Origin of the sequence: Streptomyces thermodiastaticus (genome assembly GCF_014656135.1) — a bacterium.
Classification (GTDB): Bacteria; Actinomycetota; Actinomycetes; order Streptomycetales; family Streptomycetaceae; genus Streptomyces; species Streptomyces thermodiastaticus.
Genome location: NZ_BNBV01000002.1, coordinates 349,636 through 363,691, shown reverse-complemented (window position 1 = coordinate 363,691; position 14,056 = coordinate 349,636). Strand labels below are relative to the sequence as shown.

The 14,056-nt window shown below is 72.9% G+C and carries 14 protein-coding genes; 8 read left to right on the top strand and 6 right to left on the bottom strand.

The genetic code is table 11. The features are described from left to right. The first annotated feature begins 45 nt into the window (after positions 1 to 45). From IE286_RS03530 to argF, 7 genes are all read left to right on the top strand, one after another. Positions 46 to 1,296 carry an AAA family ATPase gene (locus IE286_RS03530; protein WP_229861932.1) on the top strand — a complete coding sequence of 417 codons (1,251 nt, stop codon included), beginning with the start codon at positions 46 to 48 and terminating at the stop codon, positions 1,294 to 1,296. Between the two features lie 31 nt (positions 1,297 to 1,327). Next, positions 1,328 to 1,654 (top strand): nucleotide pyrophosphohydrolase, encoded by a 327-nt coding sequence (locus IE286_RS03525; RefSeq protein ID WP_189795119.1) that lies wholly within the window; start codon positions 1,328 to 1,330, stop codon positions 1,652 to 1,654. 169 nt (positions 1,655 to 1,823) lie between these two features. After that, the gene (locus IE286_RS03520) at positions 1,824 to 2,297 is read left to right on the top strand and encodes a DUF6099 family protein (protein WP_189795118.1); all 474 of its coding nucleotides are present in this window, start codon (positions 1,824 to 1,826) and stop codon (positions 2,295 to 2,297) included. A 101-nt stretch (positions 2,298 to 2,398) separates the two neighbouring features. Beyond that, positions 2,399 to 3,322, top strand: a complete 924-nt coding sequence (locus tag IE286_RS03515; RefSeq protein ID WP_189795086.1) for an LLM class F420-dependent oxidoreductase — start codon at positions 2,399 to 2,401, stop codon at positions 3,320 to 3,322. Positions 3,323 to 3,539: 217 nt separating this feature from the next. Next, complete coding sequence (locus IE286_RS03510; protein WP_189795085.1) at positions 3,540 to 4,250, top strand: hypothetical protein; 711 nt, start codon at positions 3,540 to 3,542, stop codon at positions 4,248 to 4,250. Between the two features lie 188 nt (positions 4,251 to 4,438). Next, positions 4,439 to 5,677, top strand: coding sequence for an arginine deiminase (locus IE286_RS03505; RefSeq protein WP_189795084.1), 1,239 nt, complete (start codon positions 4,439 to 4,441; stop codon positions 5,675 to 5,677). A gap of 100 nt (positions 5,678 to 5,777) precedes the next feature. Then, positions 5,778 to 6,785: an ornithine carbamoyltransferase gene (gene argF, locus IE286_RS03500; RefSeq protein WP_189795083.1), complete on the top strand. Its 1,008-nt coding sequence runs from the start codon at positions 5,778 to 5,780 to the stop codon at positions 6,783 to 6,785. 89 nt (positions 6,786 to 6,874) lie between these two features. On the opposite strand, the gene IE286_RS03495 is transcribed toward argF, so the two are convergent. Then, positions 6,875 to 7,321: an ATP-binding protein gene (locus tag IE286_RS03495; RefSeq protein WP_189795082.1), complete on the bottom strand. Its 447-nt coding sequence runs from the start codon at positions 7,319 to 7,321 to the stop codon at positions 6,875 to 6,877. Positions 7,322 to 7,504: 183 nt separating this feature from the next. After that, positions 7,505 to 8,335: a PaaX family transcriptional regulator gene (locus IE286_RS03490; RefSeq protein ID WP_189795081.1), complete on the bottom strand. Its 831-nt coding sequence runs from the start codon at positions 8,333 to 8,335 to the stop codon at positions 7,505 to 7,507. 602 nt (positions 8,336 to 8,937) lie between these two features. On the opposite strand from IE286_RS03490, the gene IE286_RS03485 reads away from it, so the two are divergent. Next, the gene (locus IE286_RS03485) at positions 8,938 to 9,381 is read left to right on the top strand and encodes a DUF6299 family protein (protein WP_189795080.1); all 444 of its coding nucleotides are present in this window, start codon (positions 8,938 to 8,940) and stop codon (positions 9,379 to 9,381) included. Between the two features lie 19 nt (positions 9,382 to 9,400). Here IE286_RS03485 and IE286_RS03480 read toward each other — a convergent pair whose 3' ends face one another. The 4 genes from IE286_RS03480 to IE286_RS03465 all read right to left on the bottom strand — a co-directional run bounded on the left by IE286_RS03480 (position 9,401) and on the right by IE286_RS03465 (position 13,591). Next, a complete protein-coding gene (locus IE286_RS03480; RefSeq protein ID WP_372462508.1) occupies positions 9,401 to 9,958 on the bottom strand; it encodes a DUF488 domain-containing protein in 558 nt (185 codons plus the stop codon). Between the two features lie 68 nt (positions 9,959 to 10,026). Then, positions 10,027 to 11,646 carry a Na+/H+ antiporter gene (locus IE286_RS03475; RefSeq protein ID WP_189795078.1) on the bottom strand — a complete coding sequence of 540 codons (1,620 nt, stop codon included), beginning with the start codon at positions 11,644 to 11,646 and terminating at the stop codon, positions 10,027 to 10,029. A gap of 119 nt (positions 11,647 to 11,765) precedes the next feature. Continuing rightward, complete coding sequence (locus IE286_RS03470; RefSeq protein ID WP_229861931.1) at positions 11,766 to 12,665, bottom strand: LysR family transcriptional regulator; 900 nt, start codon at positions 12,663 to 12,665, stop codon at positions 11,766 to 11,768. A 68-nt stretch (positions 12,666 to 12,733) separates the two neighbouring features. Then, positions 12,734 to 13,591 carry an NAD-dependent epimerase/dehydratase family protein gene (locus IE286_RS03465; protein ID WP_189795077.1) on the bottom strand — a complete coding sequence of 286 codons (858 nt, stop codon included), beginning with the start codon at positions 13,589 to 13,591 and terminating at the stop codon, positions 12,734 to 12,736. Positions 13,592 to 14,056 lie beyond the last annotated feature (465 nt).

Sequence of the window (14,056 nt, the reverse complement as noted above, 5' to 3'; positions counted from 1 at the left end):
GGGCGGAACGGTTCGGCCGCGGTGCCCGCCCTACCGTTCCGAGGCATGTCCGTGTCCTCGCAGCCGGCCGCCGGTCCGCTCCCGGCACAGCAGCCGCCCGCGGCCGCCCCGCCCACAGCCCGGGCGTCCTCCGTCTCCACCGTGCCGACGACGTCGCCCGCACCGAAGGGCGACGGACGGCGCCCGGTGCGGCCCAGCATCGGCGAGCTGCGGCTGTCCGCGTTCGCCGGCCACCGCGGGGTCCGGGTGCCGCTCGGCCCGCTGACCCTGCTGGCCGGGCCGAGCGGGTGCGGCAAGAGCGGCGCCCTGCGGGCCTTCGAGGCGCTGGCGCGGCTCAGCGGGGGCGCCGAACTGGGCGAGGTGTTCCCCGACCCGGTCGCCTGCGTGCCCGAGGACGCCCGGCCCGACGCCCAGCAGCGCCGCGGCTTCCGCCTCGGCTGCACCGCCGACGGACCCGAGGGGCCCGTCCGGCTGGACGTCGCCGTGCAGGCCGAGCCCGCGCTGCGCATCGCGGGGGAGCGGCTGAGCGCGGGCGGACGGGTGCTGCTGCAGACCGCGCTGCGCGATCCGCGCCGGCCCTCGGTCCAGGCCACCTGGTACACCGCCGGTCCCGTGCAGGTGACCCGGGCGGCGCTGCCCGACGACCGGCTCGGCACCGCGCTGCTGCCGTTGCGGGTCTCCGGCAGCACCGAGGGGGAGCGGAGGGTCGTGGCCGCCGCCGAGCAGATGGTGGTCGCCCTGAGGTCGGTGTTCGCCTGCGCCCCGCGCCCCGCCCGGATGCGGGTGCCCGCACCGCTCGGCGCCGGCCGGCTGATGCGCGGGTGCGACAATCTCGCCGCCGTTCTCGCCCGCACCCGCACCGAATGCGGGCGGCGGCACGCGCTGTTCGTGGACGCGTTGCGCGCCGGGTGTGCCGGGCCGGTGGCCGACGTCGTCACCGAGCAGGTCGGCGGCGGCCGGGTGCGGGCCGTGCTGGTGCGCGGCGACGGCAGGTGCACCGGGTTCGAACGGCTGGGGGACGGGGAACTCCGTTACGCCGCACTGGCGTTGGTGCTGCTGACCGGTCCGGGTGTGCTGGAGGTGGATCCGGTGGGCGAGGTGCCCGAGGCCCTGCAGACGCTGACGGTGCTCGCCGACGGCCTGGAGACGGGACTTGACCCGCGGCAGCGTGCCGCGCTGCTGCGGCTGGCGGCACGGATGTGCGAGCGGGGCCACATCCGTCTCACCGGGACGGTGAGCGACGCCTCCTGGGCGCGCTCGGTGCATGCGGCACGGGTGGTAGACCTGATGCCGTGACCGACTCCGAGAACGCCCCGACCTCGCCCAACTGCAACGGCGGCTGGCCGAGTTCGCCGCCGCACGGAACTGGCAGCCGTACCACACCCCGAAGAACCTGGTCGCCGCGCTCAGCGTCGAGGCGTCCGAACTGGTCGAGATCTTCCAGTGGTTGACGCCGGAGGAGTCGGCGCGGGTGATGACCGACCCGCCAACCGCGCACCGTGTGCGCGACGAGGTCGCCGATGTCCTCGCGTATCTGCTGCAGTTGTGCGAGGTGCTCGGCGTCGACCCGCTGGCGGCACTGGCCGCGAAGATCGAGCGCAACGAGCACAGGTTTCCCGTGCCGCAGAAACCGGACCGTCCCGAGGAGAACTAGCCGCTGCGTTCTCACTGTCCGTAGTCACACAAGTGGACTCTATCGATTTGTTGTCCACAATTTCCGCCTTCCTCTGGCTTTCTGTCTCACACACCCTCACTCTGGGTAGTGAACACGTCGTTTCAGGCACACACGTGCTCAAGCGTGTGGACAGATGCGGGGGCAGCGCATGGATGCGGTGCGGCTCATCCTGGCAAGCAGACGTGCCCTGGCGGACAGCGGCGACGTTGTGGAAGTCCTGGCCGAGGCGTGGCAGGCGCAGGCCCTGGCACAGGCGATCGGCAGCCGGCTCGCGTTCTCCGGGCCGCCCGAACTGCGCGGCGAGGCATTCGGCCTGACCGAGCTGGCGGGCCGGGGCTGTGCCGTGCTGGATGCGCCGGAACCCGGCGCCGAAGGACCGCGGGCCGCCCGGCTGTCGGAGCTGAGCGACCCGCGGCGCACCCTGCTGTGCCTCGGCGAACTGCTCTGCGAGGTGGGCATCGCCCTCGTCGCCGTCGCCAGCGCGTCCGCCGACCAGTGCACCTACTGGCAGTGCATGGAAGCCATCGACGCGGCCGACGAGTCCCGCGACCGGGTCCGCGAGATGCTGCGCACCCTGGCGGCCCGGCAGGAGGCCGCCGTGCAGGAGCGGGAAGCCGGCTGACTCCCGCACGGCCCCGCGCGGCCACGTGTCCCGCACACCCGGCGCCGGTGACCCGCCGTGCGGGAGTCCGCCACCGCGGCGCGTCCGGCAGGATGGAGGGCATGGATCTTCGCATCTTCACCGAGCCGCAGCAGGGCGCGAGCTACGACACTCTGCTCACCGTGGCCAAGGCCACCGAGGACCTCGGCTTCGACGCCTTCTTCCGCAGCGACCACTACCTCCGCATGGGCGACGTGGACGGCCTGCCCGGCCCCACCGACGCCTGGATCACGCTGGCCGGACTCGCCCGCGAGACCAGGCGCATCCGCCTGGGCACCCTGATGACCGCGGCCACGTTCCGGCTGCCCGGTGTGCTCGCCATCCAGGTCGCGCAGGTCGACCAGATGTCCGGCGGCCGGGTCGAGCTGGGCCTCGGTGCGGGCTGGTACGAGGCGGAGCACAAGGCGTACGGCATCCCCTTCCCCAAGGAGAAGTTCGCCCGCCTGGAGGAGCAGCTGGCCATCGTCACCGGCCTGTGGGCGACCGAGACCGGCAAGACCTTCGACTTCCGCGGCCGCTACTACGAGCTGTCCGGCTCGCCCGCGCTGCCCAAGCCGGCCCAGGCCAAGGTCCCGGTGCTCATCGGCGGGCTCGGCGCGACCCGCACGCCGCGGCTGGCCGCCCAGTACGCCGACGAGTTCAACATCCCCTTCGCCTCCGTCGAAAACAGCCGGCAGCAGTTCGGCCGGGTACGGGCCGCCGCCGAGAAGGCCGGCCGTTCCGCCGACGACCTGACCTGCTCCAACGCCCTGGTCGTCTGCGTCGGCCGGGACGACGCCGAGGTCGCCCGCCGGGCCGCCGCCATCGGCCGCGAGGTCGACGAGCTGAAGGCCAACGGCCTGGCCGGTTCCCCCGCCGAGGTCGTCGACAAGATCGGCCGCTACGCCGAGATCGGCTCCCAGCGGATCTACCTGCAGATCCTCGACCTGTCCGACCTGGACCACCTGGAGCTGATCTCCTCCCAGGTCATGTCGCAGCTGTCGTAGCCGCGGACGTTTCAGGGGGGGCGCTTCCGGAGCCGACGGGGGCGCCCCCTGGCACGCAGGCGCGACGTCACCTGTCGCGCCGCTGACGCGGCGATGCGCTGCCGGGTGACCGGTTTCCGCCGTCCCATTTCTGCCGTCTGGCCGGAACGCGTTCTTGTGGTTGTGCAGGCCGGACTTCACCCTGTTCACGGTCACTTGTGACGGTAAGGGGGACGTGTTGTTCGGCAGTGCGGACAGGAAACAGCTCGCCCAGATCACCCAAATCACCAAGCAGCTCGGCGACATCGCAGGTCGGCTTCAGAACTTCGCCGTCGACCTCGCCACCCTCAAACAGCAGGTCTCCGATCAGCAGCAGACCATCCACCGCATCGGCCAGGACACGGCCCTGCTCACCACCGGGCTCGCCGAGATCAAGACGGCTGCCCGCGATGTGTCCGCCCGCCTGAGCGACCTCGTCACCGTACGGCCGGCGGACCGGGCGGCCGGACCGGTGCCGGCCCCCGGCCCCCGGCCGTCCGCCGAGGCGGAACCCGACGCCGGCATGCTCCGCGCGGCGGCGGGCATCGCCCACGCCACCCTCGTGGCCCATCGCGACACCTGGGCCTTCCTCATCGAGGTCGCCGCCGGCGAACAGCACTTCCACGTCCCCGGCCAGGTCGACGACCACGACGGATGCGTCAGTGTCCGCTTCTCCGGCCCCAGCATCGTGGCCGCCCTGACCGGCCTCGCCCGGGTGAGCGCCGAGACGGACAACCCGGTGACCCGCGCCGTAGCCGACCAGATCCGGCACAAGATCACCGCGGCGGTGCGCGAGGTCGTCGACAACCCGCGCACCGACGGCGACGGCGACCCCGTCCGCATCGTCATCGACGACCGGACGGCACGTCGCGAACCCGAGGAGACGCCGCCGCGGCCCGACGGCGCGTGACCCGGTTCCGCGGCCGGTGACGGCGTCCTGGGCCCGTGGCCCACGAGGCAGCGCCGGCCGCCTCACTCGTTGCCGCCGCCCCCGCGCCCTGGCCGCCCGTCCGCCCCGCCGTACGGGCGGCGACAGCGGGCCGCCGGGCCGCTGGCGGGACACGGGTGAACCGGCTGTCCGGCGGTCAGGATGGAGTCATGGGATTCCATGTCGATTCCGAGGCCGGGCGGCTGCGCCGCGTCATCCTGCACCGGCCCGATCTGGAGCTGAAGAGACTCACCCCCAGCAACAAGGACGCCCTCCTCTTCGACGACGTGCTGTGGGTGCGGCGGGCGCGTGCCGAGCACGACGGGTTCGCCGACGTGCTGCGCGACCGCGGGGTCGTCGTCCACCTCTTCGGCGACCTGCTGGCCGAGACGCTGGAGATTCCCGAGGCCCGCGCGCTGGTGCTGGACCGGGTCTTCGAGGAGAAGGAGTACGGCCCGCTCGCCACCGGGCATCTGCGGGACGCCTTCGACCGGATGCCCACGCGGCAGCTGGCGGAGGCGCTGGTCGGCGGCATGACCAAGCGGGAGTTCCTCGAGGGCTACCCGGAGCCGACCTCGGTGCGGTTCCATGTGATGGACCTGGACGACTTCCTCCTCGGACCGCTGCCCAACCACCTGTTCACCCGGGACACCTCCGCGTGGATCTACGACGGTGTCTCGATCAATGCGATGCGCTGGCCCGCCCGGCAGCGGGAGACGGTGCACTTCGAGGCGATCTACCGCTACCACCCCCTCTTCCGCGACGAGGACTTCCATGTGTGGTCCGAGGGGCAGGCCGACTACCCGTCCACCATCGAGGGCGGCGACGTGCTGGTCATCGGCAACGGCGCGGTGCTCATCGGCATGAGCGAGCGCACCACGCCGCAGGCGGTGGAGATGCTCGCCCACAAACTGTTCGCCGCCGGCTCCGCCCGCACCATCGTGGCCCTGGACATGCCCAAACGGCGTGCCCTGATGCACCTCGACACGGTGATGACGATGGTCGACGGCGACGTGTTCACCCAGTATGCCGGGCTCGGCATGCTCCGCTCGTACACCATCGAACCCGGCGCCGGCGACAAGGAGCTGAAGGTCACCGACCATCCGCCGGAGCACATGCACCGGGCGATCGCCGCCGCGCTGGGCCTGAGCGAGATCCGGGTGCTCACCGCCACCCAGGACGTGCACGCGGCCGAACGCGAGCAGTGGGACGACGGCTGCAACGTGCTCGCCGTCGAGCCGGGCGTCGTCATCGCCTACGAGCGCAACGCCACCACCAACACCCATCTGCGCAAGCAGGGCATCGAGGTCATCGAGATCCCCGGCAGCGAGCTGGGACGTGGCCGGGGCGGGCCGCGCTGCATGAGCTGCCCGGTGGAACGGGACGCGGTCCCCGGCTTCGGCTCCTGAGCCGCCCCCGAACGGCGGGCGGCCGACCACAGACCGCATAGACATTCCAAGCACCGTATAGACTTCCGATGTCCCTGTACCCCACCGATGGAGCGCCCCCATGGCGACAGTCCCGACCGCCCTCTCCGGCCGCCACTTCCTCAAGGAGCTGGACTTCACCGCACAGGAGCTGCGCGGTCTGATCGAGCTGGCCGCCGAGCTGAAGGCCGCCAAGAAGGCCGGGACGGAGACGCCCTACCTGCGCGGCAAGAACATCGCGCTGATCTTCGAGAAGACCTCCACCCGCACCCGCTGCGCCTTCGAGGTCGCCGCCGCCGACCAGGGGGCCTCCACCACGTATCTCGACCCGTCCGGCTCGCAGATCGGGCACAAGGAGTCCGTGAAGGACACCGCCCGCGTGCTCGGCCGGATGTTCGACGCGATCGAGTACCGGGGGGACAGCCAGGCCACCGTCGAGGAGCTGGCCGCCCACGCCGGCGTCCCCGTCTACAACGGCCTCACCGACGACTGGCACCCCACCCAGATGCTCGCCGACGTGCTCACCATGACCGAGCACTGCGCCAAGCCGCTGCACGAGATCGCCTTCGCCTACCTCGGTGACGCCCGTTTCAACATGGGCAACTCCTACCTGGTCACCGCCGCCCTGCTCGGCATGGACGTGCGTCTGGTCGCCCCCAAGAGCTACTGGCCCGCGCGGGAGGTCATCGACCGGGCGCTCGAGCTGGCCACGACCAGCGGCGCGCGCATCACCCTCACCGAGTCCGTCGGGGAGGGTGTGCGCGGCGCGGACTTCGTCGCCACCGACGTCTGGGTCTCCATGGGCGAGCCGAAGCACGTGTGGGACGAGCGCATCGCCGCCCTCGCCCCGTACGCCGTGACCATGGACGTGCTGCGCGCCACCGGCAACCCCGGCGTGAAGTTCCTGCACTGCCTGCCGGCCTTCCACGACCTGGGCACCAAGGTGGCCCGCGAGATCTACGACCGGCACGGCCTGACCAGTCTCGAAGTGACCGACGAGGTCTTCGAGTCCGCTCACTCCGTCGTCTTCGACGAGGCCGAGAACCGGCTGCACACCATCAAGGCGCTCATGGTCGCCACGCTCGCCTGACGGCACCCGGCCGGCCCGCTCGCGCGCCGCGCCCGCCGAGGGCCGCGGCGCGCATCCGCGTCCGGGCCCTCGCCCGCCGGCCGGGCGCCTCACGCCGGATGCGGCTGTCCGGGGACCGCCGACAAGCGGAACCACACCGCCTTGCCCGTCGCGGTGCGGCGGTGTCCGCACGCCGTGCTCAGCGCACGGATCAGCAGCAGGCCGCGCCCGTCCTCCTGCCAGGGATCCGGGGCCGCCAGATCCGGCCGGGTCAGCCCGCCCGGCGGCGCGGGATCGGCGTCGTGCACCTCGATCCGGCAGCTGGTCGGCAGCAGCTCCACCACCAGCTCGATCGGCCCCCGGCCCGAGGTGTGCTCCACCGCGTTGGCGACCAGCTCGGCGGTCAGCAGTTCCGCCGTGTCGCTGTCGGCCGGGTGGTCCGGCTCGGACAGCGCGGTGCGCACCAGGGCACGCGCCACCGGCACGGCGGCTGCCGTGTGCGGCAGCGCGACGCGCCAGGACGTGGCGGAGGTCTCGTGCAACATGGGTCCGTTCATGACGCAGGGCGTCCCCGTGGTCACCGTCAGGCAGTCCTGCTTTCAACGAGGGACATCGTACGGGTGCCGTCCGCCGCGCCCGACGGCACCCTCCGCACCGCGCCGCCGCACCCCGCCGCCCTCGCCCCGGCCGCGTCCCCCGGCCCGGCGCCGCTGCCCGCCCTCGCCCGCCGGCCCCGTCGCTCAGGCCCCGGCGACACCCGCGAAGACCGCCCCGGCGTCCCGCAGCCGCTCGTGCAGTCCCCGGAACACGGCGGCCGAGCGGAACCCCGGCCAGTCCTCGGGCAGCAGCCGGGCGGGCAGACCCGGATCGGCGTACGGCAGATGACGCCAGGAGTCCAGGGCGAGCAGATAGTCCCGGTAGGCCTCCTCCGGCGGGGTGTCCGAGCGCTGCTCCCAGGCACGCAGCACCTGTGCGTGCCGGTCGAGGAACGCCTGGTGCAGCTTGGCCATGGCGGTCAGGTCCCACCAGCGGGCCACCGCCTCGGCGGTCGGCGTGAATCCCAGGTGTTCCCCGCGGAAGAAATCCACATACACATCCAGGCCGAGGCGCCGCAACGTGTGAGCGGTCTCCTCGTACAGCCGGGCCGGGGCGATCCACACCCCGGGCGCCGCCGTGCCGAAACCCAGCCCGGCCAGCCGGGACCGCAGCACATGCCGCTTGTTGCGCTCCGACTCCGGCACCGAGAACACCGCCAGCACCCAGCCCTCGTCCGCGGGCGGCTCGGTGGCATGGACCCGGCGGTCGCCGTCCTCCAGCAACCGCCGTGCGTGGTCCGACAGTTCATAGCCGGCAGCACCCTGTGCCGTGCGAGCGGGCACCAGCAGACCACGCCGCTTGAGCCGGGACACCGAGGAGCGCACGGACGGCGCGTCCACCCCGACCGCGGCCAGCAGCCGGATCAGTTCGGCGACGGGCACCGGACCCGGAACGAAGCGGCCGTACGCACCGTACAGCGTGACGATCAAAGACCTCGGGGCGGGATGCGCGGGCTGCTCGGACACATTGATCATTTTAGGTCGTCAGCGCCGCTGATCCGCGCCGTGCCCGGGGGCCCGGGGGAGCGTCGACGACGTGCCGGCGGGCGCGCTGTACAGGGCGTCCACGGGGACCAAGTCCCCGGTGGCGCTCGGGCGATGACGGGTCGGCGATGTACCGCCGATCCGTCATCGCCCGGTCGTCTGCCGGGACGACGGCCAGGGCGCCTGCCGGCTATGCCGGGTCGCCGGCGCCGGGCAGTGCCTCGGGCCGGGTGAGGTGGGTCAGTGGGGTCCGGCGGTGTCGTACCGCCGAGTTGCGCAGCCGCACCGTCGCCTCGCCGAGCTGTGGACGCACCCGCCGGCCAAGCTGGTGACGGACCTTCTGCGTGCTCCTGGAGACCGGGCAACGGGAGCAGGGGAGTACCGCACCCGCAGCCGGCCGGCTCGGCACGGCTGCGCCCCGGGCCGGTGACGACGCACGGCTCGCCACCGAACGGGTGAGTTCACCGCGTTGACGCACCGTCGGCGGTACGGGTGGAGCACCTGAGATCCGGTCCGTGATCTCCGGCGCCATCCGATCTTCGGCGTCTTCGGCGCCATCCGCTTGACCGACCGTCATCCTGGAGGTCTTCCTCATGTCCCTCGCACGCGTTCGTTCCGCACGGGGCGCCCTCGGCGCGGCCGCCGTGACGCTGCTGCTGGCCGCCGCCCCCGCCGTGCCCACCGCCGCAGCGGCCGAGGGCGAGACCGTGACCGTCGACACAACGGTGCGGCTGGCCGCCGACGGCACCCTCACGATCTCCGGCACCTACCGCTGCACCGGCGCCACCGGCCCCGTCTTCGTCTCCTCCGACATCAGCAGGCCGGACAGCACCGTCCGCCACGGCATCGGCGGCACCCGCGCCGTGTGCGACGGCGCCGAGCACACCTGGTCCAACACCGGCAAGCCCGTCGACCCCCTCGACGCCGGCCCGGCCCACGTCCAGGCCGCCGTGGTGGAACTGAACCCTCACGGCCTGCTCCTGCTGCCCCGTTTCCACACGGTGCGCCAGCAGGACGTGACCGTGGCGGAGAGCTGAGCGCGGCCCACGCCCGGCGTCATCCGGCCGGCCCGGCGGCCGGACCGTCGTACACCAGCAGCCCGTCCTCGCGCAGCCGAGCACCGGCCGTCGGGACGTGCGGGCTGATCCGCCCGTCGTGCAGCAGGTGCGCCGCCGGGACCCCGCGCGCCAGCACGGCGAAGTCGGCGATGATGCGGCGGTGGCAGCGCCACCACACCGTCTCCCCGCACATCACCGCCGTCGGTGTCGTCGCCGCCTCCCGCAGCAGCCGGTCCATCGCGGCGACGAACTCCGGGGAGCGGGTGTACCCGGCGTAGCCGCGGAAGGAGTCGTTGCGCCAGAAGGTGTCCGGGCTGTCCGGGGCCGGTCTGCGGAACCCGCCGAGGTCACGCTCCCATCGGTAGGCGATCCCGGCCTCCGGCAGCCACACGGCGAGACGGCCCCGCCCCGTATCGGGGTTGTGCCGACTGCCCGGAGCGGTCCGCACGTCCACCACCGAGACGATCCCGGCGTCCCGCAGCAGGCCGGTGATCCGGTCACGGCCGGCGGTGCCGTGCCCGAAGGTGAACAGAGGCGGCGTCTCCATGGCCCACATCGTGCCCGCAGCCCGGCGGACCGGCATCCCCTGCCGGGGTCGGCCGCCCGGCCGCGTCAGCCGGGCGGCTAAGGGAGCGCTAGGGCGACCTCTTCGGCATCCAGCCGGGCCACCGCCTCGCGCAGCACGTCGTCGTCGATCCGGTGTTCGTCCCGCAGCCGTACGAGCGTCGCACGACGGCTCGCGATGAGGGCCAGCCGCAGCGCCCGGTACTCCCGCTCCGCGGACAGGACCGCAGCCCGCTGTCCGTCGGCGTCGACACCGGCGTCGGCGTCGCCGTCGGCATCTGCGGCTGCACCGGCGCGCACCAGGACGACGGCGAGCTGGTTCTCGTACTCGACACGCAACCGCTCGGACACGTCGTCGCCGACGCCGAGCGTGGCGGTGAGCCGGGGCAGCGCCTGGAGCGCCTCCTGCGTGGCGACGGTCTCCGCGAGCCGGTGCTCCTGCTCGGCCGCGGTGTCGCGGGGCAGCCGGGCCCAGCGCACCACGGCCGGCAGCACCAGCCCCGGCAGCAAGGTCAGCACGACCACCGAGCCGGTCACGAACACGATCACGTCCCGGTGCGGGAACGGCGCGCCGGAGGCGGTGTGCAACGGCACGGCGAGCGCCGCCGCCAGGGAGACCGCCCCACGGAACCCGCACAGGCCGCTGACCACGCGGGACCTGTTGCTGAAGCGCAGCATCCGCTGGCCCGGGCGACGGTCGAGGGCGCGGATGAGATAGGCACTGCCGTACAGGTGGCCCAGCCGCACACCGAACACGACGGCTGTCACTGCGCAGGCGGTGAGCAGGGCCCAGGTCAGGTCGGGGCCCGACAGCGTGGTCGCCGAGGCGTGGAGCTGGAGTCCGACCAGGACGAACAGGGCACCGTTGAGCAGGTAGGTGGCCGTGGTCCAGAACGCATGGGCCTGCACCCGCATGTCCGCGCGCACCACTCGCGCCGCCACCTGGCTCATGATCAGCCCGCACACCACCACCGCGACGACCCCGGAGGCACCGATCGTCTCGGCGACCAGGTAGGCGGTGAACGGGACCAGCAGCATCAGCACCTGCCCGTGCAGCGGCTCGTTCCGGGTGTGCCGCCGTGCCCGGACGGCCACCGCGGCGACGGCCGCACCCACCAGCGCGCCACCGGCGTAGGCACGCACGAACAACCAGGCCACGTGTGAGGCGACGAGGTGTTCCGCACCGGCCGCGACACCGACGGCCACGGCGTACAGCACCAGCGCCGTGCCGTCGTTGACCAGGCTCTCGGCGCGCAGCACGGTGACCTGGCGCCTGGGCAGCAGCCGTCCGACGACACCGAGCGCCGTCGCGTCCGTCGGGGCCAGGGCGGCCCCCAGCACCCACGCGGGCCCCCACCCGAGACCCAGCGCATGGACGGTGGCGGCGACCGCGGCGGCCGTGAGGACCACCAGGACGGTGCTCAGCAGAACGATGCCCCGCAGATGCTTGCGGATCTGCCGCAGCGAGGTGTTCAGACTCTCCCAGTACAGCAGCGCGGGAAGGAACAGCAGCAGCACGACGTCCGGGGCAAGACGCACCTCGCGCAGCGCCGGGACGAAGCCGAGCAGCACCCCGGCGGCCAGCAGCACCACGGGCGGCGTGACGCGCAGCCGGTGTGCGCCGATGTTGCCGAGCAGAGTGGCCAGACCCAGCAGGACGACGAGTTCCAGACCGAGCATGGTCCCTCCGGTGTCGGCGGCGAACGAGCTGGATCCCCGCGAGGGGCGATGGAGCGCCGCCTCGGACAGGCGCCCCGTGCGCGGACGCCCTCTGCAGAACGCCCTCTGCGGGGACGCCCTTACCTCACGGCAGCCGGTGCCAGAGAGGGCGCCACCTCGGCGAAGTCCCGGATGAGCCGGGAGTGGCGGGCGGCGATCCAGGCGAGGCACACCCGGCTCGGCCCGATGTCGTCCACCGGCACGGCGACGACATCGGGCCGTGTGTAGAAGGCGGCGGTGGACAGCGGCAGGATGCAGATGCCCGCCCCGGAGGCGATCAGCTCCAGTTTTTCCTCCACGCTGTGCAGGGGAGGAACGTCGTCGCGCTCCCCCGTGCGCAGCTCGCGAGCCACGTCACGCCACTCCGGCACCGCCTCCGGATCCTGCAGGAGATGGTCGTCCGCCAGGTCGACGACGCTGACGGCGGGCTTCCCGGCGAGCGGATGTCCGGCCGGCAGCACGGCCAGGCGGGGCTCCGCGAACAGCGGCTGCACGGACAGGCCGCTCTGGTCGACGGGCAGGCGGACGATGCTGACGTCCGCCCGCCCGTCGCGCAGCACCTCGACCTGATCGCTCCAGCTCGTCCGCACCAGGCGGACGCTCACCGCGTCATGCCGTTCCCTGAGCGCCCGGACGGCGGGAGTGACGGTGATCCCCGGCATGAAACCTATGGTGAACACCGGTTTCTCGGTGGCGGCGGCGGTGACCCGGCGCACCATCGCCGCGGAGGCGGCGAGCAGGGGCAGGGCATCCTCGAGCAGCTGGGCACCGGCAGGGGTGAGCACCGTGCCCCGCCGGTCGCGGCGCAGCAGCTGAACGCCGAGATCCTCCTCCAAAGCGCGCACCTGACGGGACAGGGCGGGCTGGGCGATGAACAGCCTCTCGGCCGCGCGGCCGAAATGCAGCTCCTCGGCGACCGCCACGAAGTACCGCAGTTTCCGCAGATCGACATCCACGTCGATCCCGCGTCGCGTCGTCATGAGGCCCCTGTCGTCGGAGGTCGGATTACGCCGGTTCACGCGCCCACCACCAGGAAACAAAGGACATTCTACCCGCGGGCGAAGACGGACAGAGGGTCGGTGTGCACCGGCTCCCATCCGAGCTCGGCACGGGCGCGCGCCGGCGTGAGCTGCTGGTCCAGCGCGAAGGCGTCCGCGATCGGACCCATCTGCTGCCGCGCCTCCTCGAGGGTGAGGGACACGGTCCTGCCGCCGAACCCGGCTCCATGGCTGAGTGCCTCGGCGATCTCCCTCGCCGTCGGGTTCACGCCGCCGACACCCACGTAGACCGAGCCGGCCGGGGCGCGCAGAGCGGCGACGTACAGCTTCGCGAGATCGTCGACGTGCACCAGGGCCCAGTGCTGGGAGCCGTCGCCGATGTACGCCATGGCACCGGCCTTCTTGCCGGGCTGGGTGACGAAGACGTCGATCAGACGGTTGTCGCCGCCGTACAGCAGCCCGGGCCGGACGACGACGGGACGGCCGCCACGCTCGGCACGCGCCAGAACGGCGTCCTCCACGGGCCGCCGCCACGCCACCAGGGCCGGCGGGTTCCACGGGGCGTCCTCGCCGACGACACCGTCGGTGTCCCCGTAGACCCAGGTGCCGCCCGTGTGCACATACGTCCCGGCCCCGATGCCGTCCTGCATCGCCCCGGCCGCGGCCAGATCCTCCTCGCCGGTCTCGGCCTGGGCGAGATGAATGACCGCCTCGGCGCCGGCGGCCGCCTCGTTGAGCACGTCCAGGTCCGACAGCGTGCCGCGCACCGGCTCGGCACCCAGCGCCTCGACGGACTGCGCGGCCCGCTCACTGCGCGCCAGCGCCCGGACGGTGTGACCGCCTGCGCGCAGCTCGCGGATGACCGCCTTGCCGATGTAACCGGAGCCACCGGTGACGAAAACCTTCATGTCCTGCACCCTCTTGTTCCTCGCAGGCATCGCATCGCGTTGACGCCTTCACCCTCCGCCCAGCCGGGCATCGGCGTCCAAGACCTGTTGGGGCGGCTGTGATGCCGGTTCGGCATCAGGGGGCGGAGAGGGCTTCGGTGCGTGGAGGGGCCACCCCCGCACGCGCGGGGACCACTGCGACGGTCTCTGGTCTGCCGGCTCTGCACGGGGACCACCCCCGCACGCGCGGGGACCACGCCGCCATCGAGGTGCAGGGCCGCAAGGCCGTGGGACCACCCCCGCACGCGCGGGGACCACGTGATCGGCGAAGAGGATTTGCCGATTGACCGTGGATCACCCCCGCACGCGCGGGGACCACCCCTCGATGCCGCCCCTCCTGCGACGCGGCCGGGGACCACCCCCGCACGCGCGGGGACCACGGGAACATGTGCGTCGACGCGATGGTGTCCGCGGGACCACCCCCGC

Excerpts from the sequence above, each read along its gene's own strand:
- IE286_RS03475 (WP_189795078.1), bottom strand. The coding sequence starts at position 11,646 with ATGCTCGGTCTGGAACTCGTCGTCCTGCTGGGTCTGGCCACTCTGCTC.
- argF (WP_189795083.1), top strand. The coding sequence starts at position 5,778 with ATGGCGACAGTCCCGACCGCCCTCTCCGGCCGCCACTTCCTCAAGGAG.
- IE286_RS03505 (WP_189795084.1), top strand. The coding sequence starts at position 4,439 with ATGGGATTCCATGTCGATTCCGAGGCCGGGCGGCTGCGCCGCGTCATC.
- IE286_RS03480 (WP_372462508.1), bottom strand. The coding sequence starts at position 9,958 with ATGTGGGCCATGGAGACGCCGCCTCTGTTCACCTTCGGGCACGGCACC.
- IE286_RS03490 (WP_189795081.1), bottom strand. The coding sequence starts at position 8,335 with ATGATCAATGTGTCCGAGCAGCCCGCGCATCCCGCCCCGAGGTCTTTG.
- IE286_RS03470 (WP_229861931.1), bottom strand. The coding sequence starts at position 12,665 with ATGACGACGCGACGCGGGATCGACGTGGATGTCGATCTGCGGAAACTG.
- IE286_RS03485 (WP_189795080.1), top strand. The coding sequence starts at position 8,938 with ATGTCCCTCGCACGCGTTCGTTCCGCACGGGGCGCCCTCGGCGCGGCC.
- IE286_RS03530 (WP_229861932.1), top strand. The coding sequence starts at position 46 with ATGTCCGTGTCCTCGCAGCCGGCCGCCGGTCCGCTCCCGGCACAGCAG.
- IE286_RS03495 (WP_189795082.1), bottom strand. The coding sequence starts at position 7,321 with ATGAACGGACCCATGTTGCACGAGACCTCCGCCACGTCCTGGCGCGTC.
- IE286_RS03520 (WP_189795118.1), top strand. The coding sequence starts at position 1,824 with ATGGATGCGGTGCGGCTCATCCTGGCAAGCAGACGTGCCCTGGCGGAC.
- IE286_RS03515 (WP_189795086.1), top strand. The coding sequence starts at position 2,399 with ATGGATCTTCGCATCTTCACCGAGCCGCAGCAGGGCGCGAGCTACGAC.
- IE286_RS03465 (WP_189795077.1), bottom strand. The coding sequence starts at position 13,591 with ATGAAGGTTTTCGTCACCGGTGGCTCCGGTTACATCGGCAAGGCGGTC.